The following is a 24,501-nucleotide window of genomic DNA, read 5'->3' on the forward strand; positions in this document are numbered from 1 at the left end:
TGGGCTGGATGCATCAGACCGAGAAACTCGAACCGCAGCCGCAGGTGGTCTGAGCGTTCGGATTGCGGATGACGAACTGGGCGCCTTCGAGGTCGTCTTTGTAATCGATTTCGGCGCCGAGCAGGTACTGCAGGCTCATGGCGTCGATCAGCAAGGTCACGCCGTTCTTGGACATCTGGGTGTCGTCTTCGTTGCTGATTTCATCGAAGGTGAAACCGTACTGGAAGCCCGAGCAGCCGCCGCCTTGCACGAACACGCGCAGCTTCAGGTCGGGGTTGCCCTCTTCGGCGACCAGCTCGGCCACCTTGCCCGCAGCCGCGTCGGTGAAGATGATGGGCGCAGGCATCTCGCCCGCATCGGCGGCGAAGTGGGCGGCGGTGTCTTGGGCGACGGCGGTCATGTGGGGCTCCGAGAAAAACAGGTCAATGACAAAAGAACGAACGATCAGGAGGCGGCGCGGTCGGCGCTGCCAGCAGGCGGCGCACCGGTCACAGGCACGCTGCTGGCCGCCAGTTTGAGCCCGGGTTTGGGCTCGGATTTCATGGCACGCAACTCACCATCGATGGTGGCGCCCTGGTGCATTTCAAGGGCTTCGTAGCGGACGTCGCCCACGATGCGCGCCTTGGGCTGCAACTCCAGCAACTCCTCGGCCATCACGGGGCCTTCCACGCTGCCATTGATGATGACATGTCCGGCCCTGACCTTGCCATGCACGCGGGCTTTGTCGCTGATGACGAGCAGGCTGCGGCCGTCGCCCACGGAGGTGACATTGCCGTGCAGCTCACCGTCGATGCGCAGGCCATCGCTGAAGCGGATTTCGCCCGTGATGACCGTGCCCTCACCGATCAAGGTGCGAATGGGGGGCGTCTTTTTCCAGTTGAACATCCATCCAGACATCACGGCATCCTCATCCAGGGTGACAAACCCACAAGCCTACACCGACGGCCGCCCCGGTCAATGCCCCGCTCGGGCGGGAGCGCGACGCAATGCACGGCCCAAGCGAAGCACACGGTGGCAGCGGGGGCGACAGCCAGGGCAATGGCGGTCACAGCGGTTGCGCCTGTGTGGCACGCACGGCACCGGCCTCGTCCAGCACGCGCACTTGCACCTGGCGCGGCTGCGCGCCCGGCGGGGCCACGAGGATGCCGTCGATGCGGCGGTACTGGCGGAACTGCACGGCCTGCTTGAACACTGCGGCCGGCTGCGAGCCGGGTGTGCCGTCGCGCTGGGCGCCGAGGGTGAGCTCGACCGTGCCGCGGAACTCGGCCGGGCTGCGGCCACCTTGCTGCATCACCAGCAACTGGTAGCGCCATTGCCCTGCCCCCGCCGCTTCGATCTGCAGCCCCCGGATGGACAGCCCCTCGCCCGCCGCGGGCAGCAGGCGCTCGAAAAAGCCCAGGTCGGCCTTGAGCATCTGGGTTTCGGCCTCCAGCGCCCTGACCTGCTCGGCCAATTTTTGCTGGGTGACGCGCTCGGCCTTGAGCAGGCTGTCCGCCGAATTGGCGATGGACTGGGCCTGGTCTCGGTCACGGCGGGCCGCGTCCAGCGCCTGGCGCACTTCGGCCAGCTGGCTGCGCTGCGCATCGAGGTCGCGCCCAGGCAAGCCCGCCAGGCCTCGGCCGAACTCGAAAGCCCACAGGGCCAGCGCGCCTGAGAAACCCAGCATGACGGCCACCACCGCCCAGCGCAAGGGCCAGGGCAGGTGGCTGCGCACCGCCATGCGCGGCGAGCTGATGGACAGCCGCCGGCGCAGCAGTCGCCAGCGCATCAGGGCAGCACGGGCACGCCGGTCAGGCCCAGGTGCTCATCGAGGCCGCACATCAGGTTCATGCACTGCACGGCCTGGCCCGAGGCACCCTTGGTGAGGTTGTCCTCGACCACCAGCACCATGACGGTGTCGGGCTGCGGGCGGTGCACCGCGATGCGCACGGTGTTCGACGCGCGCACGCTGCGGGTCTCCGGTGCGCTGCCTGCGGGCAGAACATCCACGAAGCGCTCGCCGCGGTAGGCATTTTCGAAGATGGCTTGCAGGTCGGCGGCCTGGCCCGCGCTGTTGAGGCGCGCGTACAGCGTCGAGTGGATGCCGCGGATGATGGGCAGCAGGTGGGGCACGAACAGGCAGTTGACCGAGTCGTCACCCGCAATCGCGCGCAGCTGCTGGTTGATCTCGGGGCCGTGGCGGTGGCCCTTGACGCCATAGGCCTTGAAGTTGTCAGACGACTCGGGGAACAGCGTGTGGACCTCGGCCTTGCGGCCTGCACCCGACACGCCCGAGGCGCAATTGGCAATCAGGTGCGTGGGCTCGATCAGCTTGTGCTGGAGCAGCGGCGCAAAGCCCAGCTGCACCGACGTCGGGTAGCAACCCGGGTTGCCGATGAGGCGGGCCTTCTGGATGGCCTCGCGGTTGATTTCGGGCAGGCCATACACGGCCTCGGCCAGCAGGTCAGGGCAGGTGTGGGCCATGCCGTACCACTGCTCGAAGACGGCCGTGTCTTTCAGGCGGAAGTCGGCGGCCAGGTCGATGACCTTGACGCCAGCGGCCAGCAGCTCGCGGGCCTGGGCCATGGCGACGCCATGGGGCGTGGCGAAGAAGACGACGTCGCACTCGGTGAGCTTGGCGTCATCGGGCGTGACGAAGGCCAGATCGACATGGCCGCGCAGGCTGGGGTACATGTCAGCCACGGGCAGGCCAGCCTCTTTGCGGGACGTGATGGCCTGGATCTGGGCCTGCGGGTGCTGCGACAGCAGGCGCAGCAATTCCACCCCGGTGTAGCCGGTGCCACCGACGATGCCAACCTTGATCATCTTCCATCCTTTCAACAAAGAGGCGCCATTGTAGGAACAATGCGCCCCACAAAACAGACACCCTGAATGACAAACCCGCCCGGGGCCAAGGCCAGGGGCGGGTTGGGTTGGCTCTGACCGCGCCGCAACCAGTGCAGCACAGCCAGCGAGAGCCAGCCGTGGGGTCGATCAGCGCTTGCTGAACTGCTTCCTGCGACGAGCGCCGTGGAGGCCGACCTTCTTACGCTCGACTTCACGGGCATCGCGGGTCACGAAACCAGCGCGGCTCAGTTCGGGCTTCAGGGTCGCGTCGTAGTCGATCAGGGCGCGGGTCACACCGTGACGCACTGCGCCGGCTTGACCGGATTCGCCACCACCGTGAACGTTCACCTTGATGTCGAACAGTTCGGCGTTGTTGGTCAGCACCAGGGGCTGCTTGACCACCATGATGGAGGTCTGACGGCCGAAGTACTGCTCAACGGGCTTGCCGTTGACGATGATCTGGCCGGTGCCCTTCTTGATGAAGACGCGGGCGACGGAAGACTTGCGACGGCCGGTGCCGTAGTTCCAGTTACCAATCATGTGGCCGCTCCTCAGATTTCCAGGGGCTTGGGCTGCTGGGCGGTGTGCGGATGCTCACTGCCTGCATAGACCTTCAGCTTCTTGATCATGGCGTAACCCAGGGGACCCTTGGGCAACATGCCCTTGACGGCCTTTTCGATGGCGCGACCAGGGTGCTTGGCTTGCATGTCCTTGAACTTCGTGGCGTAGATGCCGCCGGGGAAGCCCGAGTGACGGTAGTAAATCTTGTCCACGGCTTTGGTGCCGGTGACGCGGATCTTGTCGGCGTTGACGATGACGATGAAATCGCCGGTGTCCACGTGAGGCGTGTAAATGGCCTTGTGCTTGCCGCGCAGACGGAGAGCGACTTCGCTGGCCACTCGTCCGAGCACCTTGTCGGTGGCGTCGATCACAAACCACTCGTGCGTCACTTCGGCCGGCTTGGCGCTGAAGGTCTTCATGGGTGTTTCCTTTTATAGGAAGTCAGACAGTTGACTGCTGCCCTTGGAACCACTTCTTGGAACCCGCGTGACATGCACGTGGGAGTCGGTGGCCTCGCAGACGGCTTTCGTGCCAGCACGGGCGCCACCAACACGGCAGACAGCCCCACATCACCAGCAACTTCTCTGGACTGCCACGCAGCCAGCTCCCGGCAACCGCAACGGGAATCCGGCAGTATATCCCAGCCCGACCCATGTGTGCAAGGCGCGCTCGCCCACGGGCCCAGACCCGGCAAACGTGAAGGAATTGACGCGGCACAAGGCTGGATGCACCCACCGCTTGAAGGGGTTCGGGTTTTCCCCTACATTGCAGGGCATGCACCGGATGACAGGGCGCGTCCTTCATGAAAGGATGGCACCGCGATCCAGGTGAAGAAAGGGGTCTCACATGACCGCAACCAAAGACCGCACACCGATCGACCGATTCGGCATGCGCACACCCGCTGACATGACTGGACAGAACAATCCGACCCCTCGCCCCCGCACCGCGGAAGGGTGGGTGCCCATCCGTGACCTGCATGCGCGCCACCGCCGCCGCATCCTGGACCACCTGCTGGAACTCGACGAGCACGACCGCTACCTGCGTTTCGGCTACCGCGCCACGACCGAGCAGATCCAGCACTACGTCGCCTCCATCGACTTCAAGCGCGACGAGGTCTTCGGCATCTTCGACAGCAAGCTGCACCTGGTGGCCGTGGCCCACTTGGCCGCCATGCCCGGCAAGGGCCCGCACGGCGATGGTTCGTCCCGCGGTCGCGCCATGGAGTTCGGCGTGTCGGTGCTGGAAGCCGGCCGCGGCAGGGGCCTGGGTCTGCGCCTGTTCCAGCACGCCATCACCCACGCCCGCAACCAGCACGCCAGCCACCTGATGATCCATGCGCTGAGCGAAAACGGCCCGATGCTGCGCATTGCTGCGCGCGCTGGCGCCGCCATCGAGCGCGATGGCCCCGAGGCCGAAGCCTGGCTGAAGCTGCCGCCCGACACCGTGGGATCGCACATCGACAGCTCGTTGCAGTCGATCGGCGCCGAGCTGCTCTACCGCGTGCGCTACAACGCCATGCACGTCAGCGACTGGATGCGGATGCTCGTGGCCTCGCCCTGAGCCCACCCCCTCAGTCATCGACAAAAAAGCCCCGGGCGCCTCACAGCGTCGGGGCTTTTTGCATGGCGGCGTGCCCGATCAGACGGCGGCCGTCACGAGCAGGGCGTTGACGCGGCGCACGTATGCAGCGGCATCTTCAAGCTGCCCGCCTTCGGCCAGCACGGCCTGGTCCACCAGGATGTGGGCGAGGTCGTCGAAGTGCTCGCTGGCTTCCAGCTTCTTGACGAGGCTGTGCTCCGGATTGAGCTCCAGCACGGGCTTGACCTCGGGCGCTTCCTGGCCGGCTTGCTTGAGCAGGCGCGCCAGGTGGCCGCTGATCTCGCCATCTTCGGTCACGAGGCATGCGGGCGAATCCACCAGGCGGGTGGTGACGCGCACGTCCTTGACGCGGTCTGACAGCGCGGTCTTGAGGCGCTCGAGCAAGGGCTTGAGGTGCTCGGCGGCTTCCTCGGCCTGCTTCTTCTCAGCCTCGTCTTGCAAGGAGCCCAGATCGACCGCGCCCTTGGTGACGTTGTGCAGGGGCTTGCCCTCGAAGTCGTGCAGGTGCGAGAGCAGCCATTCGTCCACGCGGTCGGTCAGCAGCAGCACCTCGATGCCCTTCTTCTTGAACAGCTCCAGCTGCGGGCTGTTCTTGGCAGCGGTGACGGTGTCTGCGGTGATGACGTAGATGCCCTCCTGGCCTTCCTTCATGCGGTCCACGTAATCGGCCAAGCTGACCGACTGGGTGGCGCCGTCGTCCACCGCGGTGGAGGCAAAGCGGAACAGCTTGGCCAGGCGCTCGCGGTTGGCGAAGTCCTCGCCGATGCCTTCTTTCAGCACGCTGCCGAACTCGGTCCAGAAGGCGGCGTACTGGTCGCGCTTGGCCTGGTCTTCGTGCTTGGCCAGGTCTTCCAGCATGGACAGCACGCGCTTGGTGCAGCCTTCGCGGATGGCCTTGACGTCGCGGCTTTCCTGCAGGATCTCACGCGAGACGTTGAGCGGCAGGTCGGCCGAGTCCACCACACCCTTGACGAAGCGCAGGTAGCTGGGCAGCAGCGCTTCGGCGTCGTCCATGATGAAGACGCGCTTGACGTACAGCTTCAGGCCGCCCTTCTTGTCGCGGTTCCACAGGTCGTAAGGCGCCTTGGCGGGCACGTAGAGCAGCTGGGTGTACTCGCTGCGGCCTTCGACGCGGTTGTGCGTGTGGGCCAGCGGGGCATCCTGGTCGTGGCTGATCTGCTTGTAGAAATCGTCGTACTGCTCTTGCGTGATGTCGGACTTGCTGCGCGTCCACAGCGCGGCGGCCTGGTTGACGGTGTCCCAGGTGTCGAGGGTGACGTGCTCGCCCTTCTCGGCGTCCCACTCTTCCTTCTGCATGAGGATGGGCAGGGAGATGTGGTCGGAGTATTTGTTGACGATGCTGCGCACCTTCCAGGCCGAGAGGAACTCGTCTTCGCCTTCGCGCAGGTGCAGGACGATGTCGGTGCCGCGGGTCGGCTTGGTGATGGCGTCCACCTCGAAGTCGCCGGTGCCTTCGCTGCTCCAGCGCACGCCCTCTTCGGGCTTGAGGCCCGCGCGGCGGGACTCGACGGTGATGCGGTCGGCCACGATGTAGCCGCTGTAAAAGCCCACGCCGAACTGGCCGATGAGCTGGGCGTCTTTCTGCTGGTCGCCCGAGAGGCGGCCCATGAAGTCCTTGGTGCCGGACTTGGCGATGGTGCCGAGGTGGTCAATGGCCTCTTGCGCGCTCATGCCGATGCCGTTGTCGCGGATGGTGAGGGTGCGCGCGGACTTGTCAACGAGGATGCGCACGTCGAGGTTGGGAGCGTCTTCGTAGAACTCGGCGTGGTCCAGGGCCTCGAAGCGCAGCTTGTCGCAGGCGTCCGAGGCGTTGGAGATCAGCTCGCGCAGGAAGATTTCCTTGTTGGAGTACAGCGAGTGCGTGACCAGGTGCAGCAACTGCTTGACTTCGGCCTGAAAGGAAAGGGTTTGCTTGCTCATGGTGTGACGGTCGGTGTGTCAGGGGCGGGGTCTTGGGGGAGTCGGAGACGGCTCGGGTCAGCCCGGCGGCCGGCGCTTGGGATGTGGTGCTGGCCGCGGCGTTTTCAAGGGGTGAGGCCTGGCGCCACAAAAAAACGCGATGTGCTTGCGCGGCATTGGAAAACCGTCATATAATTTTGGTCTTGTCGGCGCTTTAGCTCAGTCGGTTAGAGCGATGGAATCATAATCCACAGGTCCGCGGTTCGAATCCGTGAAGCGCCACCAGAATTTAGCCTTGTGAATCAATCACTTGGCTCTGAAAGCCACCCTTGCGGTGGCTTTTTGCTTTGGGCCTTGGCTTGCGAGCGCCCGCGGCTTATCCACAGTTTCTGTGGACAACCCTGTGGGCGCTTGCGGGACAGCCCGCTCAGATGCCAGCTGTCACGCGATGTGCGCCAGTTTGCCCACCCGCGCAGCGCGGGGTGTCACACATCGTGCACGGGACGGGCGGGGCGGGCCGGCGGCTTGGGGCACCGCAGCTCAGCGCATAAGCAAGCGCCATTTCCTTCGTTCCGTCCTCGCAGGCCGCGGCCTAGCATGGGCTCACTGTTTCACTGCTTTGAGATCACCCCATGCCTTTGCTGTCTCGCTCTCGCCGTTCCTTCCACGCTGTGGCCGCTGTCGCCATCGCTGCAGCCGCCGGTTTCGCGTCCCTGGCCCCTGCGGTCGCCCACGCCAGGGACGTCACCCTGCTCAACGTGTCCTATGACCCGACCCGTGAGTTCTACCAAGAGTACAACGCAGCCTTCGCCAAGCAATGGAAGGCCAAGACGGGTGACAACGTCACCGTCAAGGCCTCGCACGGCGGTTCGGGCAAACAAGCACGCTCGGTGATCGACGGCCTGGAAGCCGACGTCGTCACCCTGGCCCTGGCCTATGACATCGACGCCATCGCCGAGAAGGGCCTGCTGAAAACCGACTGGCAAAAGGAATTCAAGGGCAACAGCTCGCCCTACACCTCCACCATCGTCTTCCTGGTGCGCAAGGGGAACCCCAAGCAGATCAAAGACTGGTCTGACCTGATCAAGCCTGGCGTGGCCGTCATCACCCCGAACCCCAAGACCTCGGGCGGCGCCCGCTGGAACTACCTGGCTGCCTGGGGCCATGAGCTCAAGAAGACCGGCTCCGAAGCCAAGGCCAAGGAATTCGTGGGCAAGCTGTACGAGCACGTGCCGGTGCTGGATTCCGGCGCGCGTGGCTCCACCGTGACCTTCGCCGAACGCGGCCAGGGTGACGTGCTGCTGGCCTGGGAGAACGAGGCCCACCTGTCGCTCAAGGAATTCGGCGCCGAGAAATTCGACATCGTTTACCCCAAGGTCAGCATCTACGCCGAGCCGCCCGTGGCCGTCGTGGACAAGGTGGTGGACAAGCGCGGCACCCGCGATGTGGCCAAGGCCTACATCGAGTACCTGTACAGCGCAGAGGGCCAGGACCTGGCTGGCAAGAACTTCTACCGCCCGACCGATGCCAAGGCCGCGGCCAAGTACGCCAAGCAGTTCCCGAAGATCGAACTCCTGAAGCTCGATGACCTCTTCGGCGGCTGGGCCAAGGCCCAGAAGACGCACTTCGCCGACGGCGGTGTGTTCGACCAGATCTACACGAAGAAATGAGCTGAGAGAGCAAGTGGGGGCGCGGCACGCACAGGCCCAGGTGCCTAGAATCGGTGCCCAGATGTCCGCTGTCGCCCCATGCCCACCCCGTCGCCCTCGACCGCCCCACTGAACGCCACCCTGCCGGCCACCTACGCGCTGTCTTTGCTGTCGCTGATGCTGGAGCGCGGCCAGCCCGAGGCCGATGTGCTGGCGGGCACCCAGCTCAGCCGCGAGCAGCTGCAGGACCAGCGCGCCCAGATCGGTGCCTGGCAGTACGCCGTGCTGCTGGGCAATGCCATGAAGCTCGATGGCGACCACAGCCTGGCCTACGAGCTGGGCCTGCGCAGCCAGGTCACCAAACACGGCTTCGTGGGATTTGGCCTGATCAGTTGCGCCACCCTGCGCGAGGCCATCGAGTTCAGCGAGCGCTACTTCCGGGCCCGCGTGCCGGCCTTCACCAATGTGCTGTCGGTGGTGGGCGACGAGGTCGTCATCGAACTGCGCGAGACCATCCCCCTGGGGCCACAGCGCGACTTCGTGATGGACCTGGTCGTGGTGGAACTGTGCAGCCTGTTCGCCAAGGTGCTGGGCATGGACCCGGCGGTGTCTGGCTGGCTCAGCGAAATCGGCGTGCCGCACGCCGAGCCTGCGGCCTACGCGCGCTACCGCGACCGGCTGCCGCGCTTCCACTTCCACCAGAAGGCGGTGGAAATCCGCTTCCCGGCGCGCTTGCTGGACGAGCCCATCGCCACGGCCGACCCGGTCAGCGTGCAGTTGGCCATCGAGCGCTGCGAGCAGGAGATCTCCCGCCAGGAAGCCGCCAGCGGCACGCGCGGCCTGGTGCTCCAACACCTGGTCTGCCGCGACGGGCGCTACCCCGACGTGGGCGACGTGGCCGCAGCGCTGCACCTGTCGGAGCGCACGCTCAAGCGCCGACTGCAGGACGAGGGCACCAGCTTCCAGGCCCTGCTGGACCGCGTCCGCCAACGCGACGCGCAGCAGCTGCTGGCCAACCCGGCCCTGGCGATCAAACAGGTGGCCGAGGCCGTGGGTTACAGCGACCCGGCCAACTTCGCACGGGCCTTCGCCAAATGGACAGGGCTGTCGCCGCGCGAATGGCGCACCCAGAGCGGCGGGCGCATCGGCTTTGTCGCCAACGGCAAGAACGCAGGCGCGATCCCTGGCCCAAATTGACTGGTTTTCGGCCCGCGCACCCCTCACGGTGACAGGTCGGGCCTGGGTACGCTGGCGCCTCGTCACAAGTCTCGTCCAGAGACGGAGAAAGAGGAGACCATGAGCAAGAAGCCAACCGGTGGCATGACGGACGCCCAGAAGTCCGAGCGCATCCGCAGCGTGGTGCTGCAAGCCGGCGAAGACCTGCGCGCGCGCCACCCCTGGCTGCGTCACCAGGACGCCATCGGCGCGACCATCATGGTCGTCTCGCTGCTGGGCATGATCGCCAGCGGCTGGCTCTACGTCGAAGGCGCCATCCCCTGGTGGGTGTGCGTGCCCGTGACGGCCATCTTCGCGTCGTTCATCCACGAGCTGGAGCACGACCTCATCCACCAGATGTACTTCCGCAGCAAGCCCTGGGCGAACAGCCTGATGCTGGCCGTGGGCTGGCTGGCGCGCGCCTCCACCGTGAGCCCCTTCGTGCGCCGCAAGCTGCACCTGCACCACCACAAGTTCTCGGGCACGGCCTCCGACCTGGAGGAGCGCGGCATCACCAACGGCACGCCCTGGGGCTTGCGCCGCCTGCTGATGACGGGCGACAACATGCTGTCGGTGTTCCTGCGCCCCAACGAGATGCGCCGCGCCACCGCTCAGTACATCCAGTCGCAAAAGCCCGCCAGCCGCCAGGAGGCCCTGAAGATGGCCGCCGAGCAGACCCTGGCCTACGTGCCCATCGGCCAGCTGTACTACGCCCTGTTCCATGGCTGGGTGGTGCTGCATGCGGTGATGTTCGCCGCGCCCCTGCTGGGTGTGGACATCCCCTGGCCGCAGTGGACGCCTTCGGTGATGGGCGTGCTGGACATCTTCGGCGTGGTCTATGCCCTGCCCTGCCTGCTGCGCACCTTCTGCCTGCATTTCATCAGCTCGAACATGCACTACCACGGTGACGTGGAGGCCCGCAACGCCATGCAGCAGTGCCAGGTGCTCAACCCCTGGTGGCTGATGCCGATGCAGCTGTTCTGCTTCAACTTCGGCAGCACGCACGCCATCCACCACTTCGCGGTGAAAGAGCCCTTCTACGTGCGCCAGTGGAACGCCAAGATCGCCCACCGGGTGATGAGGGAGATGGGCGTGCGCTTCAACGACTTCGGCACCTTCCGTCGGGCCAACCGCTTCGGCCTGCAGCGCACCGCACAGGCCTGATCCCCGCCCCTGATCTGGATCAGGGATTTGCGCCACCGTTGCGCAAATGCTAATCATTCTTGTTATCGTATGGGTCCGCGCTCCCTCCGGGGTTCGCGGGCCTTTTTTTCACCGACACAGGAATGCGCGCCATGGTTTCCCGTCTGACCCGACTGTCTTCCCTGACCCTGCTGGCGCTGGCCGCCACCGCACCTGCCCAGGCCGCCGACCCCGAACTCAACATCTACTCGGCCCGCCACTACCAAACGGATGAGGCCCTGTACGCCAACTTCACCAAGCTCACCGGCATCAAGGTCAACCGCCTGGACGGCAAGGAGGACGAGCTGCTGGAGCGCCTCAAGAACGAGGGCGCCAAATCGCCTGCCGACATCCTGATCACGGTGGACGCGGCGCGCCTGGAAGTCGCCGACCAGGCCGGCCTGTTCGCGCCCATCGACTCCAAGGTGCTGGCCCAGCGCATCCCGGCCAAGCTGCGCACGCCCAACTGGATCGCGTTCTCCACGCGCGCCCGCCTGATCGCCTACGACAAGTCGGCCGTGAAAGCCGAGTGGGTGCAAAGCTACGGCGACCTCGCCCACCCGCGCCTGAAGGGCCAGGTGTGCGTGCGCTCGGGCTCGCACCCCTACAACCTGTCGCTGGGCGGCGCCTTCATCGCCCACCAGGGCGAGCCGCAGGCCGAAGCCTGGGCGCGTGGCCTGGTGCAGAACTTCGCCCGCGCACCCAAGGGCGGCGACACGGACCAGCTCAAGGCCGTGGCCGCGGGCGAGTGCGGCGTGACCATCTCCAACAGCTATTACCTGGCGCGCCTGATGCGCTCGACCAAGCCGGAGGACCAGAAGGTGGTGGCGGCGCTCGGCGTGGTCTGGCCCAACCAGCAGACCTGGGGCACGCACATCAACGTCTCGGGCGCGGGCATCATCAAGACCGCGCCCAACAAGGCCGCGGCGGTGAAGTTCCTGGAGTACCTCAGCAGCGACCAGGCCCAGGCTTACTTTGCCGACGGCAACAACGAGTGGCCTGCGGTGGCCTCGGTGAAGCTGGAGAACCCGGCCCTCAAGCAGCTGGGCACGTTCAAGTCAGACACGATCAACGTGGGCGAGCTGGCCAGGAACGCCGCCAAGGCGCAGAAGCTGTACGACCGCGCCGGCTGGCGTTGAGTTGAATTGAGTGGGGCGGCGGGGCTCGGGGCGGCAGGGCTCAGCGCCCACCGCCCGGCAGCCGGCTTCGCGCAATTTCGCGCGACAACACGATCAGGGGCAGCAGCCCCACCACCACGATGGTCAGCGCCGCGGTCGAGGCCTCGGCCAGCCGCTCGTCCGACGCCAGCGTGTAAGCCTGCGTGGCCAGGGTGTCGAAGTTGAACGGGCGCATCACCAGCGTGGCCGGCAGCTCCTTCATCACGTCGATGAAGACCAGCAGCAAGGCCGTCAGCAAACTGCCCCGCAGCAGCGGGAAGTGCACGCGGCGCAAAGCCCCCAGCGGCGTCAGGCCCAGGCTGCGCGCGGCGTGGTCCATGTTGGGCGTGACCTTGAGCAGGCCCGCGTCGATCGACTGCACCGCGGGCGTCAGGAAGCGCACCACGCAGGCGTACACCAGCCCGACGATGCCGCCGGTCAGCACCAGCCCACCCTGCCAGCCCACGGCCTGCTCCATCCAGGTCGTCAGCACGTTGTCCACCCGCGTGACCGGGATCAGCACGCCCACGGCGATCACGGTGCCGGGCAAGGCGTAGCCCAGGCCGCCCAGGCGGTGCGTGGTGCGCACCAGCCAGTGCGGCTGCAGGCGCGCGGCGTAGGCCAGCAACAAGGCCAGCATCACGGCGATGAAGGCCGTCAGGCCGGAGACGGTCACGCTGTTGCGCGCCAGCTCGATGAAGCGCGGGCCGAACTGCGCGTCGCCCTGGCTGAGCGACATGTGCAGCAAGATGCCCGCGGGCAGCAGGAAGCCGGCCACCATCGGGATCAGGCAGGCCAGCACGGCCAGGGCGGCGCGCCAGCCCCCGACGCGGATGGCCATCACGCGCGAGCGGCGCAAGGTGGTGTCGTGGAAGCGCGCACGCCCGCGCGAGATGCGCTCGAAGGCCAGCACCAGGATGACGAAGCCCAGCAGGGCCGAGGCCAGCTGAGCCGCCGCCACCCGGTCGCCCAGCGAGAACCAGGCGCGGTAGATGCCGGTGGTGAAGGTCTGCACGCCGAAGTAGGACACGGCGCCGAAGTCAGCCAGGGTCTCCATCAGGGCCAGGGACACGCCCGCGGCGATGGCCGGCCGCGCCAAGGGCAGCGACACCCGAAAGAAGCTGCCCCACGGCCCCAGCCCCAGCACGCGCCCCACCTCCAGCATGCCGCCGGCGCGCTCCAGGAAGGCCGTGCGCGCCAGCATGTAAACGTAGGGGTAGAGCACCAGCGAGAACAGCACCACCGCGCCGCCCAGCGAGCGCACATCGGGGAACCAGTAATCGGCGCGGCCCCAGCCGAAGGCCTCGCGCAGCGCCGTTTGCACCGGGCCCACGAACTGCAGCAGGTCGGTGTAGGTGTAGGCCATCACGTAGCCGGGCACGGCCAGCGGCAGCACCAGCGCCCACTCCAGCGTGCCGCGCAGCGGGAACTCGTAGCGCGTGACCAGCCAGGCCGCGCCCACGCCCATGCTCGCCGTGCCCAGGCCCACGCCGAGGCACAGCCACAGGGTGGACCCGATGTAGTCCGGCAACACCGTGCTGGCCAGGTGCGACCAGGTGTCGCCCGTGTCGGTGGACAGCACCTGCGCCAGCACCGCCAGCACCGGCAAGGCCACCAGGCCGCCCACGAGCAGGGCCAGCGCCACCAACCAGCGCGAAGACGTGCGGATGCGGACGTGAGCGGGCGGAGAGGTCGGGGCGGCCAGGGTCATGGTGTGGGTGGGAATTATCATCGCTTGGCCGGACAACTCCGGCTTGCCGCCGAACACCGCCCCGCGCCCCCCTGCCATGCCCGCCTTGCCCGACCACCACCACACCCCCGCGCCACCACAGGGTCCGCCGTGGCTGGTGGTGCAGGACCTGGCCCTGCGCTACGGCCACAAGGCCGTCGTGGAGGACTTGAGCTTCTCGCTGCCCCGCGGCGCCATCGCCTGCCTGCTGGGCCCCTCGGGCTGCGGCAAGACCTCGGTGTTGCGCGCCATCGCGGGCTTCGAGCCGATCACGGCGGGGCGCATCACGCTGGACGCACGCCTGCTCAGCGAGCCTGGCCGCGTGCTGCCCCCCGAGCAACGGCGCATCGGCATGGTCTTCCAGGACTACGCCCTCTTCCCGCACCTGACCGTGGCGCAAAACATCGGCTTCGGCCTGCGCGGGCGAGCCGACGCCCCCCAGCGCGTCCAGGAGATGCTGGACACCGTGGGCCTGGCCCACGCCGGTAGCCGCTACCCGCACGAGCTCTCGGGCGGCCAGCAGCAGCGCGTGGCCCTGGCCCGTGCCCTGGCGCCCCAGCCTGCCGTGCTGCTGCTCGACGAGCCCTTCTCCAACCTCGACGTGGCCCTGCGCGAACGCCTGGCCGGCGAGGTGCGCGACATCCTCCAAGCCACGCAGACCACCGCCGTGCTCGTCACCCACGACCAGCACGAGGCCTTCGCCATGGCCGACGTCATCGGCGTGCTGGCCGACGGCCGCCTGCAACAGTGGGACACGGCCTACGCGCTCTATCACCAGCCGGCCAACCGGCGCGTGGCCAACTTCGTCGGCCAAGGCGCCTTCGTGCCCGCCACCGTGCTCGACGCCCACCAGCTGCAGCTGCAGCTCGGCCCCGTCACCGGCCTGGCCGCCACCTTCCCCACCGACGACACCCTGCCCTTCGCCGCCGGCACCCGCGTGGACGTGCTCTTGCGCCCCGACGACGTCATCCACGACGACGCCAGCCCGATCCAGGCCCGCGTGGTGCACAAGGCCTTCAAGGGCGCCGAATTCCTCTACACCCTGGCCCTGGCCGATGGCACCGAGGTGCTGTCCACCGTGCCCTCCCACCACGACCACGCCATCGGCGAGTCCATCGGCATCCGCCTGGACCTCAGCCACGTGGTGGCCTTCGCCGCCGAAGCAGCACACACCGCATGAGCCCCGTCCGCCCCCCCGCCAACCTCCCCGCGCTGATCCTGGCTGCCGGCCGCGGCGAGCGCATGCGCCCCCTCACCGACACCTGCCCCAAGCCCCTGCTGGCGGTGCGCGGCAAGCCGCTCATCGTGTGGCACCTGGAGGCCCTGGCCCGCGACGGCGTGCGCGACGTGGTCATCAACACTGCCTACCTCGAAGACCAGTTCGAGCCCGCTTTGGGCGATGGCAGCCGCTGGGGACTGCGCATCCGCTACTCGCACGAGGGGCACGACCACGGAGGCGCGCTGGAGACGGCAGGCGGCATCGCCACGGCCTTGCCGCTGTTGAGGCAGGCCGACAACGCTGAGCACGGTGCTTTCTGGGTGCTCGCCGGTGACGTCTTCGTGCCCGGCTTCCAGTTCACTGCCGATGCCGCACAGGCCTTCCTGCACGAGCCCGCGCAGGCCCACGACCTCGCCCACCTCTGGCTCGTGCCCAACCCCGAACACGTGCCCACCGGCGACTTCGCGCTGAACGTGCAAGGCCGCATCCTGCGCAAAGACCAGGCCACCGCCGGCACACCGACCTTCACCTACGCCACCATCGGCCTGTACCGCACCGGCATGGTCGAGGGCGTCGCGCCTGGGCACAAGGCCGCGCTGCGCCCCTGCCTGGACCGCGCCATCGACAGCGGCCGCCTGAGCGGCCAAGTCTGGCGCGGCGCCTGGACCGATGTGGGCACGCCGCAGCGCCTGGCCGCCCTGAATTCACCGGCCTGAGCCAGCCGGCGGCGGTTAAAATCAGGCGCTTCACAGCCCCTGGATCTACACCATGCCCCGCTGTCACGCACGCAGCTTTGCCGTGTTGCTGCTCGCATCGCCGTTCTTTGCGTCGCCCTTCCTCGCCTCGGCCGCCCACGCTCAGGCCTCCCGCCCCGTGCCCATCCCGCCGCCATCGCTGCGCGGCGAGATGCTGTTCGGCCTGCCGCCCGAGGTCAAGCTCAACGACCAGGCCACCCGCCTGTCGCCGGCCACGCGCATCCGCGGCCAGAGCAACACCCTGGTGATGTCGGCCACGCTCAGCGGCCAGACCTGGCAGGTCAACTACACGCTCGACCCCTACACCGGCCTGGTGCAGGACGTCTGGCTGCTGACGGCAGATGAGGCCGCCCGCCGCTGGCCCACCACGCGCGAAGAAGCCACCACCTGGTCCTTCGACCCGATCTCGCAAAGCTGGGCCAAGCCCTGAGCACCGCACGGAGCCCCATGAGCGCCCACACCCCCTCGACCAAAAAGGTCTACATCAAGACCTACGGCTGCCAGATGAACGAGTACGACTCGGACAAGATGTCCGACGTCATGCACGCGGCCCAGGGCTACACGCCCACCCAGGACCCCGAAGAAGCCGACCTCATCCTCTTCAACACCTGCTCCATCCGCGAGAAGGCGCAGGAGAAAGTGTTCAGTGACCTGGGCCGCGTCAAGCACCTCAAAGACAAGGGCGTGATGATCGGCGTCGGCGGCTGCGTGGCCAGCCAGGAGGGCGCGGCCATCATCGCGCGCGCGCCCTATGTCGATGTGGTGTTCGGTCCGCAAACGCTGCACCGCCTGCCCGCCATGCTCGAAAAGCGCGCCAAGCTGCAGCGCCCGCAGGTGGACATCAGCTTCCCCGAAATCGAGAAATTCGACCACCTGCCCCCGCCGCGCAAGGACGGCGCCTCGGCCTTCGTGTCCATCATGGAAGGCTGCTCCAAGTACTGCAGTTACTGCGTGGTGCCCTACACCCGCGGCGAAGAGGTCTCGCGCCCGTTTGACGACGTGCTGACCGAGGTCGCCGACCTGGCCGACCAGGGCGTCAAGGAAGTCACCCTGCTGGGCCAGAACGTGAACGGCTTCCGCGGCCGCATGGGCGACACCGCCGAGGTCGCCGACTTCGCCATGCTGCTGGAGTACGTCGCCGAGATCCCCGGCATCGAGCGCATCCGCTTCACCACCAGCCACCCCAACGAGTTCGGCCAGCGCCTCATCGACGTCTATGGCAAGACCGACAAGCTGGTCAACCACGTGCACCTGCCCGTGCAGCACGGCTCCGACCGCATCCTGATGGCGATGAAGCGCGGCTACACGGCGCTCGAGTACAAAAGCACCATCCGCAAGCTGCGCGCCGTGCGCCCCGACATCCGCCTGTCCACCGATTTCATCGTCGGCTTCCCCGGCGAGACAGACGAAGACTTCGACAAGCTCATGAAGCTGGCCACCGACCTCGAATTCGATGCCTCCTTCAGCTTCATCTTCAGCGCCCGCCCGGGCACACCGGCCGCCGCACTGGAAGACACCGCGCCCTACGAGGTCAAGCTCAAGCGCCTGCAAACCCTGCAGACCTACCTCGAAGCCAATGTGCTGCGCTACAGCGAAGAACTCGTCGGCAAGACGCAGCGCATCCTCGTCGAAGGCCCCAGCCGCAAGGACCCGTCCGAGTTGATGGGCCGCACCGAGTGCAACCGCATCGTCAACTTCGCCGCCGGCCCCACCCAGACCCTGCGCGAACGCCTGATCGGCCAACTCATCGACGTGACCATCACCAAGGCCTTCCCGCACTCGCTGCGCGCCGAGTTGCCACTGGCCTGAGCCCCCTTGTCGCGCCTTCGCCCACGAAAAGGGCCAAAGCGCGTCACACCCTGGCAATCGGATGACGAAGGCCGTTCTGTTCGGCCTTTCGGACGAGACAGCCCCGGCCACACTGGCGCCGGACCCACTGCCGTCTCACGCCATGAAACTCTTCCGTTTGTGCTCCGATCAGGTCCAGCCGCAGCACCCCTTGCCCTGGAATGTTTACAACGACAGCGGCCAGCTGCTGCTGAACCGCGGCTACATGCTGCAAGACATCGCCCAGTTGGACGCCCTCATGGCGCGCGGCGTGTACGTCGATCAACTCGACCACGAAGCCCAGCAGCAAGACGCGGCGCGCCAGGCCCGGCGCCGGGACGCGGTCACGCTGTGGGAATCGCTGCACCAGCGCATGGCCCAGTTGCTGACCCAGCCCGCCGACGCCACCGCCTTCCGCCAGACCATGGACGAGGCCTGTGAGGACATCCGCCACGCGCTGGCGCACCGCCAGGAAGCCAGCCTGTTCGAGCTGCTGCACACCGACGACCCGGCAAGCTATGCCGTGTCCCACTCGGTGCAGACGGCCTTCGTGGCCAACCTCATCGGCCAGCGCATGGGCTGGAGCGAGACCGACTGCGACACCCTCAGCCAGGCCGCCCTGACCATGAACCTGGGCATGCTGCCGCTGCAGTCCACCCTGGCCCTGCAACTGACGCCGCTGAGCCCACAGCAACGCCAGGCGGTGCACGACCACGGCGCCGTGGGTCGGCGCGCACTGGAAGCCCGCGGCGTGACCGATGTGGATTGGCTGCACGCGGTCGAGCACCACCACGTCACCCCCGACGGCGGCCCGCTGCCCGCCACGCACGCCGACAGTGGCGAGCTGGCCTGCATGCTGCACTACGCCGATGTCTATCTGGCCAAGATCAGCGCCCGCGCTTCACGCCCGGCCATGCCCTCGCACACCGCGGCGCGCTCGCTGTTCGTGCATGCCGACGGTGCCCGCAATCCCTACGTCTCGGCCTTGATCAAGGAGATCGGCGTGTACCCGCCGGGCTCCTGCGTGCGCCTGGCCAACGGTGAAATCGGCATCGTGGTGCGCCGCGGCGAGGCCGCCCACCTGCCCGAAGTGCACAGCCTCATCAACGCCAACGGCCAGCCCATGCCGCAGGCCGTGCCGCGCGACACGGCGCAAACCGCTCACAAAGTCACCGAGGCGCTGCCGCGTGGCCGCCTCAGCCAGCGTCTCAACCGCCGCGCCCTGTTCGCTCAGCCCGCAGCAGCCTGAGCCAAAGCGGCCACCAGCCGGTCGATCTGGCCGAGCGTGTGCGCCGCCGACAGCGAAATGCGCAGCCGCGCCGTGCCTTCGGGCACCGTGGGTGGGCGGATGGCCGGCACCCACACGCCCTGCGCATCGAGTGCCGCCATCACCTGCATGGCATCGGCATTGCTGCCAATGACCAGGGGCTGGATGGCCGTCTCGGAAGGCATCAAGGTCCAGGGCAGGCGCGCCGCTTCAACGCCCTCGCGCAAGCGCTGACGCAGCGTCTGCAGGTGGGCGCGGCGTTGCGGCTCGTCCTGCATCACGCGCAGCGCAGCGCGCAGCGATTCCGCCACCACCGCCGGCGCGGCCGTGGCGAACATGTAGGTGCGCGCCTTCTGCATCACCCACTCGACCATGGCCGGGTGGCCCGCGATGAAGGCCCCCGCCACACCCGCGGCCTTGCCCAGCGTGGCCATGTGAATCAAGCGGTCCACACGACCTTGCCAGGCCGGCGCAACGCCCGCGCGGCCCGCGATGCCCTGGTGCGACAAGGTGCCCTCGCCCTGCGCGCCCAGCACGCCGAAGCCATGGGCGTCATCGACCATCAGCCAGGCGTCGTGCCGCTCGCACAAGGCCAACAAGGCCGGCACATCGACCACATTGCCGTCCATGCTGAACACCGCATCGGTCACGACGAGCTTGCGCTGGGCCTTGCTGGCTTGCAGGGCCTGCGCCAAGGCGGCCAGGTCGCCGTGCGGATAGACGTTCAGCTCGGCGCGCGACAGGCGGATGCCATCGATCAGGCAAGCGTGGTTGAGCGCGTCGGAAAACACCGCGTCGCCCCGGCCCACCAGCGCAGGGATGGCGCCCACATTGGCCGCGTAGCCCGCGTAGAAATACAGTGCGCGCGGCAGACCCACCAGGGCCGCCAACTCGGCCTCCAGAGCCTCGTGCGCCGGACTGTGGCCGCACACCAGCGGCGAGGCCGTGGCGCCCACCCCGTAGCGGTCGATGGCAGCGTGCGCCGCGGCCATCAGCGCGGGGTGCTGTGACAGGCCCAGGTAGTCGTTGCTGCCAAAGGACAGGCGCTGCTGCCCGTCGATGAGGTAGGTGGTGCCGCGCAAAGCCTCGTCGTCAGGCCCCAGTTCGGCGGGCGCGACCGCGGGCGCCACCTGGCGGCGCACGCGCATGCGCTGCGCGGCCTGCCACTGCGCCAGTTCAGGCTCGAAGGAATCTTTCATGCCGCAAGGTTAACAGCCATCGTCCACGCACCATCAGCGCCACGGCTCAGCATCTCTGCGTCTCAGCGGTTCCAGGCCGCGAACAGGCCCTGGCGCGCGGCATCGGTGATGGCGGCCACGCCCGGGTGGGTGATGCGCCGCTCCACGGTGATGACATAGAACTCCTCGATGAGGTCGGTGGCCTCGCCCAGCAGCTTGGCACCGTACTCGGCGCGCACGTCGGCGTCCAGCACCATGGGCGCGATGAACACGCCGTGGCCATGCTGGCCCAGGGCCTTGAGCAAGGCACCGTCGTCGATCTCGCCCACCACCCGCGGGTTGAGCTGGTGGCGTCCAAGCCACTGCGCCATCCGGCGCCCCAGGGCCGAATCGCTGCCTGGCATCAACAGCGGCGCACCCTCCAGGCAGGCCGGGAAGGCCTTTGTGTTGAGCCGCGGCAACATCGACTTGGCGGCGTAGAAACCCACCGGCGAGCCCCCCAGGCGGTGGTTGAAGGCGTTCACGCTCAGGCCCGATGGCAAGGGCGTGTCGGACAGCACGAGGTCCAGCCGGTGCACGGCCAGTTCGGCCAGCAGGCTGTCGAGCTTCCATTCGCGGCACACCACCTTGAACGGATGCGCGCCCGTGAGCGCGGGCTCCAGCAGGCGGCAGGTGACCAACTTCGGCACAGCATCGGCGATGCCCACGCGCAGCTCGATGGGACGCGCCGTGCCGCGCGGCAGGCGCACCACCTGATCGAGCTCGGCACCGAGATTGAAGATGTCCTGGGCGTAGCTGTAGGCCAGCTCGCCCGTGTCGGTGAGCGCCAGCTTGCGGCCCTTCTTCTCGAACAAGGGGCGGCCGAAGTGCTCTTCCAGCAGCTGCAATTGCCCGCTGATGGTCTGCGGCGTCAGGTGCAGGTGCTCGCTGGCCTTGACCACGCCACCCAAGCGCGCCACCGTCCAGAAGTAGTGCAGGTGCTTGTAGTTCATATCGGATTTCCCGAAGCTTAGGTGCGAATCACTCGAATTTACACGCAAGTGCATCTTGCCTAAAGTGACAGTGTCTTGAACCCTCATGCCAGAAGGACACCACCATGTCTGACGATTCGATGTCCACCCTGCGTCCCCTGGACGCCCACACCCAGCGCGCCCACGGCGTGTCCATCAGCGACAGCAGCCGCAAGGTGCTGCGCAACACCTACGCCCTGCTCGGTCTGACCCTGGCCTTCAGCGCGCTGGTGGCTGGCACGGCCATGGCGCTGAAATTGCCTGCACCCGGCCTGATCGTCACGCTGGCCGGCTTCTTCGGCCTGATGTTCTGGGTCAACAAAACGGCGCACAAGGCGCAAGGCCTGCTGGCCGTGTTCGCCTTCACCGGCTTCCTGGGCTACACCCTGGGCCCCACGCTGAGCGTGGTGCTCGCCCTGCCGCAAGGCTCGGCCGTGGTCACGCAGGCTCTGGGCACGACGGCGCTGGCCTTCCTGGGCCTGTCGGCGGTGGCCCTGACCACGAAGCGCGACTTCAGCTTCATGGGCAGCTTCCTGATGATCGGCTCGCTGGTCGCCTTCGCGCTGAGCCTGGGCGCCATCTTCTTCAGCATCCCGGCCCTGAGCCTGGCGGTCTGCGCCCTGGTCGTCATGCTGATGAGCGGCATGATCCTGTTCGAAACCAGCCGCATCGTCAACGGTGGCGAGACCAACTACATCCTGGCCACCGTCAGCCTGTACCTCTCGCTCTACAACCTGTTCAGCGCCCTGCTGGCCCTGTTCGGCATGGGTGGCCGCGACGAGTGAGCCTCTTGCGCAGCAGTGTCAACGTGGCCGAGGTCGCCTCGCCCGTTGACGCTGATTGCCGCTGGCCGAAAAGCCACGCCATCAGACGGATGAACTCAGATCGGGTTCGCGCCTGTCAGGCCTCGGCTGACGTTGTGGGTCCAGCCAGTGCAGCAAGGTTCCGAAGAGCTGCTGGGTGTCCAGCGGCTTGCCCAGGTGGGCGTTCATGCCGGCGTCCAGGCAAGCGTCGCGCTCTTCCTGCAACACGCTGGCGGTCATGGCGATGATGGGCAGCTCAGCGCAGCCCGGCAAGGCGCGGATGTGCCGCGTGGCCGTCAGACCGTCCATGTCGGGCATGTGGATGTCCATCAGCAGCAGGTCGAATTTTTGGCTGCGCACCCGCTCCAGGGCCTGCGCACCGGTCTGCACGATCTGCGGGTGGATGTTGGCCATGCCCAGCAGCTCGTCCACCAGCAGGCGGTTGACGGGGTTGTCATCGGCCAGCAGGATGCGCGCGCCGGCGTGCCGACTGCGCAGCAAAGCCATGGCCTCAACGGGGCTGGTGGGCGCGGGCATGGCGCCACCCGATGCCGACCTCGCCTTGGCAGACGCGGGGCCCGTGGACTGCCCCCATGCCGCCACACTCGGCTCCGCCTCTTGCGCCGCGTCCAGCACCAGGGTGCACCAGAACGTGCTGCCCTTGCCTGACTCGCTGCTCACGCCGATCTGCCCACCCATGCGCTCAACCAGGCCACGCGTGATGGCCAGGCCCAGGCCTGTGCCACCGAAGCGGCGCGTGGTGGACTCGTCGGCCTGCACAAAGGCATTGAAGAGGCGCGCCAGCTGGTCGGGCGAGATGCCGATGCCCGTGTCGCGCACCTCGATGTACAGCGTGTGGTGCAAGGGAGCCTCACTGCCGGCAGTCGCACCGGCATGCGGCTTCAGCTGGCGCACCTGCAGCGTGACCTGCCCCTGATCGGTGAACTTCACCGCATTGCTCAGGAGGTTGATCAACACCTGCGAGACCCGCGTTGCATCGCCACGCACCCGCGCCGGACACCCCGCAGCGTCGAGCCGCAGACCCAGTCCCTTCTCGGCAGCGCGCACCCCGACCAGGTCGATGGCACGCTGCAGCACCTCGGGCAGGTCGAAATCCTGCGCCGCGAGCGTGAACATGCCTGCCTCGATCTTGGACAAATCCAGGATGTTGTTGATGATGTCCAGCAGGTGCTCGGTCGCTTGCTGCACCGTGCCCAGACGCTCGGCCTGTGCGGGCGTGGGCGCATCCTGCTGCAACAGGTAGGTCATGCCCATGATGGCGTTCATGGGCGTGCGGATTTCGTGGCTCATGTTCGCGATGAACGCGCTCTTGGCCCGGTTGGCCGCCTCGGCCCGGTCGGCGGCCTGGCGCAACTGCTCGGTGCGCTCACCGATCTTGTCTTCCAGGTGGTCGCGGTAGGCCGCCAGCTCGGCCAGTCGGGCCTGCAGGTTGCCGTGCAGATCGGCCAGGGCGCCCGAGAGCATGGCCACTTCATCGGGGTGCCGCGTGGGCGCCTCGAACGACGCGGGTCGTCCCTCCTGCAAAGCCCGCGCCGTGTCGGCCAGCCTGCGCAAGGGGCGCACGACCTTGCCAGCCAGCCACCAGCTCAGCCACATGAAGGCCAGTGAGCCCGCCAGGCCGCTCAGCAACAAGCGCCGTTGCAGCGTGTTGACCGGGCCGAACACCCGCGCCGGGTCCTGGCGCAACACCAGGGTCCAGGGCGCCTGGGCGGCCTGGGCCGACCAGCGCACGGGCGCCAGCGCCGTGAGCTGCTCGCCGATGTCGGGCCAATTCAGCACCCGGCTTTGGCCGTCGGCCCTGACCTGCGCCAGGCCGGACGGGGCCATGTTGCGCCCCAACCACCCCGCAGGCCCGACCGACACCTCGCCAGTGGGTGACAGCAGCAGGGTGTGCTTCAGGTCGGCGTCGGCCGCGGTGAGCGCGTGATGGATGTCGCTGATCCAGCGCCAGTTGAGCATGCCCACCATCACGCCGATGACCTTGCCATCGTTGTCGATGACAGGCACGGCGACGTCCACCAGCTGGGCGGGACGGCCATCGGCATCGAGCGGCAGAAAGCGCTTGAGCGCCCCGGCGGGGTGCGGGTTGCCCACCCACACGCCCCGACTGCCTTGCACGAACCAGGCTTCGCCAGCCACGTTGAGCCCTTCCAGCCGGGCGCCGGTGGCTGTCGTGATCACGCCGCGCGCGTCGGTCAAGGCCAGCCATTCGAACTCGGGCGAATAGCTGCGGGTGCGCTCCAGCAACAGGCGAAGCGCACCGGGCTCCATCATGCCGCTGACCACCTCGGGCAGAGACGCCATCTGCTGGACCTGGCTCTGGCGTTCGGCCAGCGCGGCTGAAATCGTTTGTCCCAGCACCGCGGCTTCACGCCGCACCGACGCGTTGACCGCGTCCAGCAACTGCTCGCGCTGCCCCTGCACCACCCAGAAGGCCAGCACACTGGCGAACAGCACCCCGCTGATCCCCGTGAAAATGGCGAAGCGGGCTCGCACACTGTGACGAGGGCGCCAGATGCTCGCGCGTGCTGGGGGGGCTTGGGTCACGATGGTCCGTTCTGTCCGATCAATTCAGTATTGACA

General features: G+C 67.4%; 22 protein-coding genes and 1 tRNA gene. 12 read left to right on the forward strand and 11 right to left on the reverse strand.

Going from position 1 to position 24,501, the window contains the following annotated elements; all coding sequences use genetic code 11:
- Positions 1-13 precede the first annotated feature (13 nt).
- The 6 genes from erpA to rplM form a co-directional block, all read right to left on the reverse strand.
- Positions 14-400, reverse strand: a complete 387-nt coding sequence (gene erpA, locus EV672_RS05615) for an iron-sulfur cluster insertion protein ErpA (protein ID WP_133607088.1) — start codon at positions 398-400, stop codon at positions 14-16.
- A 44-nt stretch (positions 401-444) separates the two neighbouring features.
- Positions 445-885, reverse strand: coding sequence for a bactofilin family protein (locus EV672_RS05620; RefSeq protein WP_133607393.1), 441 nt, complete (start codon positions 883-885; stop codon positions 445-447).
- 160 nt (positions 886-1,045) lie between these two features.
- Positions 1,046-1,768 carry a DUF6776 family protein gene (locus EV672_RS05625; RefSeq protein ID WP_133607090.1) on the reverse strand — a complete coding sequence of 241 codons (723 nt, stop codon included), beginning with the start codon at positions 1,766-1,768 and terminating at the stop codon, positions 1,046-1,048.
- Positions 1,768-2,805, reverse strand: coding sequence for an N-acetyl-gamma-glutamyl-phosphate reductase (argC, locus tag EV672_RS05630; protein ID WP_133607092.1), 1,038 nt, complete (start codon positions 2,803-2,805; stop codon positions 1,768-1,770). The genes EV672_RS05625 and argC overlap by 1 nt, the downstream gene beginning before the upstream one ends.
- Before the next feature lie 168 nt (positions 2,806-2,973).
- Positions 2,974-3,366: a 30S ribosomal protein S9 gene (rpsI, locus tag EV672_RS05635; protein WP_133607094.1), complete on the reverse strand. Its 393-nt coding sequence runs from the start codon at positions 3,364-3,366 to the stop codon at positions 2,974-2,976.
- Positions 3,367-3,377: 11 nt separating this feature from the next.
- Positions 3,378-3,806, reverse strand: a complete 429-nt coding sequence (gene rplM, locus EV672_RS05640) for a 50S ribosomal protein L13 (protein WP_133607096.1) — start codon at positions 3,804-3,806, stop codon at positions 3,378-3,380.
- A 538-nt stretch (positions 3,807-4,344) separates the two neighbouring features.
- Here rplM and EV672_RS05645 point away from each other — a divergent pair.
- Positions 4,345-4,947: a GNAT family N-acetyltransferase gene (locus EV672_RS05645; protein WP_243738541.1), complete on the forward strand. Its 603-nt coding sequence runs from the start codon at positions 4,345-4,347 to the stop codon at positions 4,945-4,947.
- Between the two features lie 78 nt (positions 4,948-5,025).
- Here EV672_RS05645 and htpG read toward each other — a convergent pair whose 3' ends face one another.
- Positions 5,026-6,927 carry a molecular chaperone HtpG gene (gene htpG, locus EV672_RS05650; protein WP_133607098.1) on the reverse strand — a complete coding sequence of 634 codons (1,902 nt, stop codon included), beginning with the start codon at positions 6,925-6,927 and terminating at the stop codon, positions 5,026-5,028.
- A gap of 187 nt (positions 6,928-7,114) precedes the next feature.
- On the opposite strand from htpG, the gene EV672_RS05655 reads away from it, so the two are divergent.
- From EV672_RS05655 to EV672_RS05675, 5 genes are all read left to right on the forward strand, one after another.
- A tRNA-Met gene (locus tag EV672_RS05655) sits at positions 7,115-7,191 on the forward strand.
- Between the two features lie 347 nt (positions 7,192-7,538).
- Positions 7,539-8,576 (forward strand): sulfate ABC transporter substrate-binding protein, encoded by a 1,038-nt coding sequence (locus tag EV672_RS05660; RefSeq protein ID WP_133607100.1) that lies wholly within the window; start codon positions 7,539-7,541, stop codon positions 8,574-8,576.
- 78 nt (positions 8,577-8,654) lie between these two features.
- Positions 8,655-9,752, forward strand: coding sequence for an AraC family transcriptional regulator (locus EV672_RS05665; protein ID WP_133607102.1), 1,098 nt, complete (start codon positions 8,655-8,657; stop codon positions 9,750-9,752).
- 99 nt (positions 9,753-9,851) lie between these two features.
- The gene (locus EV672_RS05670; RefSeq protein ID WP_133607104.1) at positions 9,852-10,934 is read left to right on the forward strand and encodes a fatty acid desaturase; all 1,083 of its coding nucleotides are present in this window, start codon (positions 9,852-9,854) and stop codon (positions 10,932-10,934) included.
- A gap of 131 nt (positions 10,935-11,065) precedes the next feature.
- The gene (locus EV672_RS05675) at positions 11,066-12,091 is read left to right on the forward strand and encodes a Fe(3+) ABC transporter substrate-binding protein (RefSeq protein WP_133607106.1); all 1,026 of its coding nucleotides are present in this window, start codon (positions 11,066-11,068) and stop codon (positions 12,089-12,091) included.
- 40 nt (positions 12,092-12,131) lie between these two features.
- On the opposite strand, the gene EV672_RS05680 is transcribed toward EV672_RS05675, so the two are convergent.
- The gene (locus EV672_RS05680) at positions 12,132-13,820 is read right to left on the reverse strand and encodes an ABC transporter permease (RefSeq protein ID WP_133607108.1); all 1,689 of its coding nucleotides are present in this window, start codon (positions 13,818-13,820) and stop codon (positions 12,132-12,134) included.
- A gap of 76 nt (positions 13,821-13,896) precedes the next feature.
- On the opposite strand from EV672_RS05680, the gene EV672_RS05685 reads away from it, so the two are divergent.
- From EV672_RS05685 to EV672_RS05705, 5 genes are all read left to right on the forward strand, one after another.
- On the forward strand, positions 13,897-15,018 hold the full coding sequence (locus EV672_RS05685; protein ID WP_133607110.1) for an ABC transporter ATP-binding protein: 1,122 nt from the start codon (positions 13,897-13,899) through the stop codon (positions 15,016-15,018).
- Complete coding sequence (gene murU, locus EV672_RS05690) at positions 15,015-15,773, forward strand: N-acetylmuramate alpha-1-phosphate uridylyltransferase MurU (RefSeq protein ID WP_133607112.1); 759 nt, start codon at positions 15,015-15,017, stop codon at positions 15,771-15,773. The genes EV672_RS05685 and murU overlap by 4 nt, the downstream gene beginning before the upstream one ends.
- Before the next feature lie 52 nt (positions 15,774-15,825).
- Positions 15,826-16,242 (forward strand): hypothetical protein, encoded by a 417-nt coding sequence (locus EV672_RS05695; protein WP_133607114.1) that lies wholly within the window; start codon positions 15,826-15,828, stop codon positions 16,240-16,242.
- A 17-nt stretch (positions 16,243-16,259) separates the two neighbouring features.
- Complete coding sequence (gene miaB, locus EV672_RS05700; RefSeq protein ID WP_133607116.1) at positions 16,260-17,621, forward strand: tRNA (N6-isopentenyl adenosine(37)-C2)-methylthiotransferase MiaB; 1,362 nt, start codon at positions 16,260-16,262, stop codon at positions 17,619-17,621.
- A gap of 142 nt (positions 17,622-17,763) precedes the next feature.
- Entirely contained in the window at positions 17,764-18,888 is a 1,125-nt protein-coding gene (locus tag EV672_RS05705; RefSeq protein ID WP_133607118.1) for an HD-GYP domain-containing protein, read from the forward strand.
- On the opposite strand, the gene bioF is transcribed toward EV672_RS05705, so the two are convergent.
- Together bioF and nhaR are read right to left on the reverse strand one after the other, a co-directional pair.
- Positions 18,870-20,105 (reverse strand): 8-amino-7-oxononanoate synthase, encoded by a 1,236-nt coding sequence (gene bioF, locus EV672_RS05710; protein ID WP_243738542.1) that lies wholly within the window; start codon positions 20,103-20,105, stop codon positions 18,870-18,872. The genes EV672_RS05705 and bioF overlap by 19 nt on opposite strands.
- A gap of 62 nt (positions 20,106-20,167) precedes the next feature.
- A complete protein-coding gene (gene nhaR / locus EV672_RS05715) occupies positions 20,168-21,076 on the reverse strand; it encodes a transcriptional activator NhaR (protein ID WP_133607120.1) in 909 nt (302 codons plus the stop codon).
- 104 nt (positions 21,077-21,180) lie between these two features.
- Between nhaR and EV672_RS05720 the strand changes: the two genes are divergently transcribed.
- Positions 21,181-21,879, forward strand: coding sequence for a Bax inhibitor-1/YccA family protein (locus EV672_RS05720; protein WP_243738543.1), 699 nt, complete (start codon positions 21,181-21,183; stop codon positions 21,877-21,879).
- 81 nt (positions 21,880-21,960) lie between these two features.
- On the opposite strand, the gene EV672_RS05725 is transcribed toward EV672_RS05720, so the two are convergent.
- On the reverse strand, positions 21,961-24,375 hold the full coding sequence (locus EV672_RS05725; protein WP_133607122.1) for a HAMP domain-containing sensor histidine kinase: 2,415 nt from the start codon (positions 24,373-24,375) through the stop codon (positions 21,961-21,963).
- Positions 24,376-24,501: the final 126 nt, after the last annotated feature.

The sequence above is a fragment of the Aquabacterium commune genome (assembly GCF_004362855.1).
Lineage (GTDB): Bacteria > Pseudomonadota > Gammaproteobacteria > Burkholderiales > Burkholderiaceae_C > Aquabacterium > Aquabacterium commune.

Bases quoted from the DNA above. Each gene is read 5' to 3' on its own strand.
- EV672_RS05695 (WP_133607114.1), top strand. From the start codon at position 15,826: ATGCCCCGCTGTCACGCACGCAGCTTTGCCGTGTTGCTGCTCGCATCG.
- nhaR (WP_133607120.1), bottom strand. From the start codon at position 21,076: ATGAACTACAAGCACCTGCACTACTTCTGGACGGTGGCGCGCTTGGGT.
- EV672_RS05720 (WP_243738543.1), top strand. From the start codon at position 21,181: ATGTCTGACGATTCGATGTCCACCCTGCGTCCCCTGGACGCCCACACC.
- EV672_RS05685 (WP_133607110.1), top strand. From the start codon at position 13,897: ATGCCCGCCTTGCCCGACCACCACCACACCCCCGCGCCACCACAGGGT.
- erpA (WP_133607088.1), bottom strand. From the start codon at position 400: ATGACCGCCGTCGCCCAAGACACCGCCGCCCACTTCGCCGCCGATGCG.
- rpsI (WP_133607094.1), bottom strand. From the start codon at position 3,366: ATGATTGGTAACTGGAACTACGGCACCGGCCGTCGCAAGTCTTCCGTC.
- EV672_RS05670 (WP_133607104.1), top strand. From the start codon at position 9,852: ATGAGCAAGAAGCCAACCGGTGGCATGACGGACGCCCAGAAGTCCGAG.
- miaB (WP_133607116.1), top strand. From the start codon at position 16,260: ATGAGCGCCCACACCCCCTCGACCAAAAAGGTCTACATCAAGACCTAC.
- argC (WP_133607092.1), bottom strand. From the start codon at position 2,805: ATGATCAAGGTTGGCATCGTCGGTGGCACCGGCTACACCGGGGTGGAA.
- EV672_RS05665 (WP_133607102.1), top strand. From the start codon at position 8,655: ATGCCCACCCCGTCGCCCTCGACCGCCCCACTGAACGCCACCCTGCCG.
- rplM (WP_133607096.1), bottom strand. From the start codon at position 3,806: ATGAAGACCTTCAGCGCCAAGCCGGCCGAAGTGACGCACGAGTGGTTT.
- EV672_RS05680 (WP_133607108.1), bottom strand. From the start codon at position 13,820: ATGACCCTGGCCGCCCCGACCTCTCCGCCCGCTCACGTCCGCATCCGC.
- EV672_RS05705 (WP_133607118.1), top strand. From the start codon at position 17,764: ATGAAACTCTTCCGTTTGTGCTCCGATCAGGTCCAGCCGCAGCACCCC.
- murU (WP_133607112.1), top strand. From the start codon at position 15,015: ATGAGCCCCGTCCGCCCCCCCGCCAACCTCCCCGCGCTGATCCTGGCT.
- bioF (WP_243738542.1), bottom strand. From the start codon at position 20,105: ATGAAAGATTCCTTCGAGCCTGAACTGGCGCAGTGGCAGGCCGCGCAG.
- EV672_RS05620 (WP_133607393.1), bottom strand. From the start codon at position 885: ATGTTCAACTGGAAAAAGACGCCCCCCATTCGCACCTTGATCGGTGAG.
- EV672_RS05675 (WP_133607106.1), top strand. From the start codon at position 11,066: ATGGTTTCCCGTCTGACCCGACTGTCTTCCCTGACCCTGCTGGCGCTG.
- htpG (WP_133607098.1), bottom strand. From the start codon at position 6,927: ATGAGCAAGCAAACCCTTTCCTTTCAGGCCGAAGTCAAGCAGTTGCTG.
- EV672_RS05625 (WP_133607090.1), bottom strand. From the start codon at position 1,768: ATGCGCTGGCGACTGCTGCGCCGGCGGCTGTCCATCAGCTCGCCGCGC.
- EV672_RS05660 (WP_133607100.1), top strand. From the start codon at position 7,539: ATGCCTTTGCTGTCTCGCTCTCGCCGTTCCTTCCACGCTGTGGCCGCT.